The organism is Streptacidiphilus pinicola, assembly GCF_003258295.1.
Classification (GTDB): Bacteria; Actinomycetota; Actinomycetes; order Streptomycetales; family Streptomycetaceae; genus Streptacidiphilus; species Streptacidiphilus pinicola.
Genome location: NZ_QKYN01000248.1, coordinates 1 through 3,815, shown reverse-complemented (window position 1 = coordinate 3,815; position 3,815 = coordinate 1). Strand labels below are relative to the sequence as shown.

Sequence of the window (3,815 nt, the reverse complement as noted above, 5' to 3'; positions counted from 1 at the left end):
CCCCGCCCCGGCCCGCCGCCCCCGGCCGCGGGCCGGGGCTGCCGCCGCGACCCGTACGGGTCGCGCGGCAGCCGGCGGGTGCGGGGCGGCGGGGGTACGGTCTGGTGCCGCTGAGCTTCGACGGCGAGCAGGGCGCGGCGCTGGGGCGTGCGGCTCGGGCCGCCGGGGTGACGCTGAACGACCTGCTGCTCACCGCGCTCGGACTGGCCGTCACCCGCTGGAACCTGCATCACGGACGTCCCGCCGAGCCGCTGCGGATCACCATGCCGGTCAACACCCGCGGGCAGCAGAGCCGTCACGCGGGGGACGGCAACCACTCGCGGCTCACCTCCATCGACGTGGCCGGCAGCGACCCGCGCGCCCTGCTCGTGGCCGTCGCCGCGCGCACCGCGCGGGCCAAGGCCACGCCCGCCGGGCCGCAAGGGGGGCCCGCGGCCGTCGTGCTCGGCTCGCCGTGGCTGCCTCGCGGACTGCGGCAACTGCTCGCGCCGGGGGTGCGCTTCGCCGCGCGCTCCTTCGCGGACACCACCATGCTGAGCAACCTCGGGCCGATCGCCGAGCTGCCGTGCGCCCTCGACGGCGCGGGGGAGGTCACCGAGCTGTGGGCCGCCGCCCCGGCGCCGATGCCGCGCGGCCTGTCGGTGACCGCACTGAGCGCACACGGCCGCCTGCAGTTGATGATCCGTCACCGCTTCGAGGCGCTCGACGGCCCGGCCGCCGCCGCGTTCACGGAGCTGTTCGCCCACGCCGTCACCGAGCTCGCCGCGCCGCACGAGCCGACGCCCCACGCGCCCGCCCCCGACGCGCTCGCCGCTCCCGCGGCCGTCAACCTCACAGAAGGAAGCCCGTGACCGACTCCGCCGCCTCCCCGCTGCGCAGCCTCTACGAGGACCCCACCGTCGTCGTGGCCTCCAGCCTGGACCGCGCCCGACGCCAACTCGCGCTGCTGGAACCGCTGCTGGACCAGGCCGCGGCGAGCCGGAGGCGGCTGCGGATCCTCGACGTCGGCTGCGGCGACGGCGCCGCCACCGCCCTGCTCGCCGACCGCGCCCACGGGCACACCGTCGTGGGCGCGGACTGGTCCCAGATGGCGCTGGAACGCGCCCGCCGCCGCGGGCTGACGCTCGTGCGCGCGACGCTCGACCAGGGCGGTCTGCCCCTGCCGGACCAGTCCGTCGACGTCGTCGTGTTCAGCGAGGTGATCGAGCATCTCGTCGACACCGACGCGGCGTTGGACGAGCTCGAGCGCGTGCTGCGCCCCGGGGGCTCGCTGTTGCTGTCCACGCCCAACCTGGCGGCCTGGTTCAACCGCGGGCTGCTGCTGGCGGGCGTGCAGCCGGTCTTCACCGAGGTCAGCCTGAAACGCATCTACGGCCGCCCGGGGCACGAAGTCGTGGGCCACCTGCGGGTGTTCACCCGCGCCGCGCTGCTCGGGCTGCTGCGCGGGCACGGCCTGGACATCGTCGCCGTGCGCGGCGCCGCCTACCACGACACGCCCCGCCTGCTGCGCCCCCTGGACCGACTGCTCCAGTACGTCCCCGAACTCGCCGCCGACCTGATCGTCCACGCCCGGACCCCGCCGATCCCGCAGACGGACGGCCCGGGGCTCCCCGACACCGTCCCAGCCGCGGAGGACCGCATGCCCGTGCCCGCCGAGCTCCTGGAACTGCTCGCCTGCCCCGTCGACAAGGGGCCGCTGCTGTACGACGCGGAGACGGAGAGCCTGTACAACCCGAGACTGCGCCGCGCCTACCCGATCGTCGAGGGCATCCCGCACCTGCTCGCCGACGACGCGCGCCCGGTCGGCTGGGGCGACCACGACCGCATCACCGGTGCGCCGCGCCCCAAGGCCGGGCTCGAATCGCGCGTCAGCCCGCCGTGAGCCGCGCCCGGGCCGTCGTCCGATCCGTCAGCCCCGCCCGGTCCGCCCAGGGGCCGGACGGCTCGCAGGGCCGGGATAGGGTGAGGCCGTGACTCCTTCATCGGCTTCATCAGCGGCGGATTCCGCGCCGCAGGCCGCCGCACGGGCGCCGTCGCTGCGCAGCGAGTACCGCGAGCTGACCCGGAAGCGGTTGCTCGAGGCCGTGCAGGAGGTTCTGGAGGAGACGGACTACGCCGCGGCGACGGTCGACGAGATCGTGCGGCGTGCGGGGGCCAGCCGGGCCACCTTCTACGTGCACTTCCGCTCCAAGGCGGAGGCGGCCGCGGCGCTGCTGGAACGGGTGACCCCGTCGGACCGGGGGCTGTACGCGACCCTCCCGAAGGCCCTGAGGACGCGGGCGGGGCTGCGCCGCTGGCTGGAGCAGTCCCTCGGGTGGTACGAGTCGCACGCCCGGCTGCTGGCCGCGCTCAACGAGGCCATGGCGGTCGAGGGCACCGTCGCGGAGCGCCGCTCGGTGGCGGTGGAGCGGATGGTGGAGGCACTGCCGGAGTACCTGGACCACGCGGACGACCCGGCGCGGGCGCGCGTGCGGCTGCAGCTGCTGCTGCGGCAGTTCCACCAGGTGGCGATGGACACCGTGGTGCAGCAGGCCTGGCAGCCGGAACGGGAGTTGCTGCTGGACGAGATGGCGGCTCAGTGGTGGGTGGCCCTGGGCGGGGAGTGATCCGGGCCCTGGCCACCACGCCGGGGCGGTCAGTCCGCGTCGGCGCCGGTGAGCACCCGCAGTTCCACCGCTTCCTGGTCGACCTCGTGCCCGGCCTCGGCCCGTTGCCGTCCGCGCACGCTGCCTGCCCAACCGAGCAGGAACGAGGCCGGAATGGAGACCAGGCCGACGCTCTGCAGTGGGGACCAGGCGAAGTCGAGATGCGGGAACAGCGTGCCGGGGCCGCCGGAGACTGTGGGTGAGATCAGCTGCAGGCCGATCGTGAGCCCGGCCCCGCCGTAGACGGACCACAGCAGCCCGGTGCGGTTGTAGCCGCGCCAGAAGAGGCTGCAGACCAGGGCCGGCAGCACCGCGGAGGCGGCCACGGCCACCGCCAGCATGGAGAGGAACTGCACGTTGTAGCCCTGCGCGCCGACCGCCAGCAGGATGCCGACGACCCCGAACAGCAGGGCCGCCCACCGGACCGTGCGCACCTCCTTGGCCTCGGAGAGGCGGCCGCGCCGGACGGCGTGGGCGTGCACGTCGTGAGCCAGGGTGGCGGCGGCGGTGAGGGTGATGCCGGCGACCACGGCGAGCACGGTCACGAAGACCGTGCAGGCGACGGCGGTCGTCAGGGTGAGGCCGGCCGTGGTGGAGGGACCGCCCGCCAGGGCTCCGGCGAGCAGCAGCAGGGACGCCTGGCCGTTCGGGTTGACCGCGGAGATCACCGGGGCGCCCACCAGCGCGGCGGCGCCCAGGCCCAGGATCGCCAGCAGGATGCTGTAGATGCCCACCGTGACGAGCGCGTAGCGGGTGGAACGTCGGGCGGTCGCGCCGTCGGAGGTGGCGTTGATCCGCATGATCATGTGCGGCATGCAGGCGGCACCGAGCACGACGGTCAGGTGCAGTCCGGCGATGTTGAGCGGGCCGCTGGCGGTCACGCCGAACTGTGAGGTGGAGCGCAGGTAGTCGGCCGGGTGACCGCTGCCCTGCGCGGCCGCGGACAGCAGCTCGCTCGGGCTCCAGTGGAACTTCGACAGCACGAACAGGGTGGTGACGGCCAGGGTGACGGTGGTGAGCACCACCTTGGCGATCTGCATCAGACTGGTGCCCTTCATACCGCCCGCGAGGGTGTAGGCGATCATGAGGGCGCCGATCAGCACGATGCAGATCTGCTGGGCCCCGGCGCTGGTCAGGCCCAGCAGCATGGCGGTCGCGGCCCCGGCGCCG

General features: G+C 74.7%; 3 protein-coding genes and 2 pseudogenes. 4 read left to right on the top strand and 1 reads right to left on the bottom strand.

The genetic code is table 11. The features are described 5' to 3' along the window. The 4 genes and pseudogenes from DN069_RS38580 to DN069_RS38570 all read left to right on the top strand — a co-directional run. Window positions 1-851, top strand: a pseudogene (locus DN069_RS38580) (hypothetical protein); the annotation flags it as partial. Then, a pseudogene (locus tag DN069_RS38575) lies at window positions 848-1,408 on the top strand (class I SAM-dependent methyltransferase); the annotation flags it as partial. The pseudogenes DN069_RS38580 and DN069_RS38575, both read left to right, overlap by 4 nt. A 231-nt stretch (window positions 1,409-1,639) precedes the next feature. After that, a complete protein-coding gene (locus tag DN069_RS40780) occupies window positions 1,640-1,882 on the top strand; it encodes a Trm112 family protein (protein WP_165845835.1) in 243 nt (80 codons plus the stop codon). Window positions 1,883-1,970: 88 nt separating this feature from the next. After that, window positions 1,971-2,606, top strand: coding sequence for a TetR/AcrR family transcriptional regulator (locus DN069_RS38570; RefSeq protein ID WP_111507902.1), 636 nt, complete (start codon window positions 1,971-1,973; stop codon window positions 2,604-2,606). A gap of 29 nt (window positions 2,607-2,635) precedes the next feature. On the opposite strand, the gene DN069_RS38565 is transcribed toward DN069_RS38570, so the two are convergent. Next, window positions 2,636-3,815, bottom strand: a 1,180-nt coding sequence (locus tag DN069_RS38565; protein ID WP_111507901.1) for a solute symporter family protein, incomplete at its 5' end; no start/stop codon positions are given.

Excerpts from the sequence above, each read along its gene's own strand:
- DN069_RS40780 (WP_165845835.1), top strand. The coding sequence starts at position 1,640 with ATGCCCGTGCCCGCCGAGCTCCTGGAACTGCTCGCCTGCCCCGTCGAC.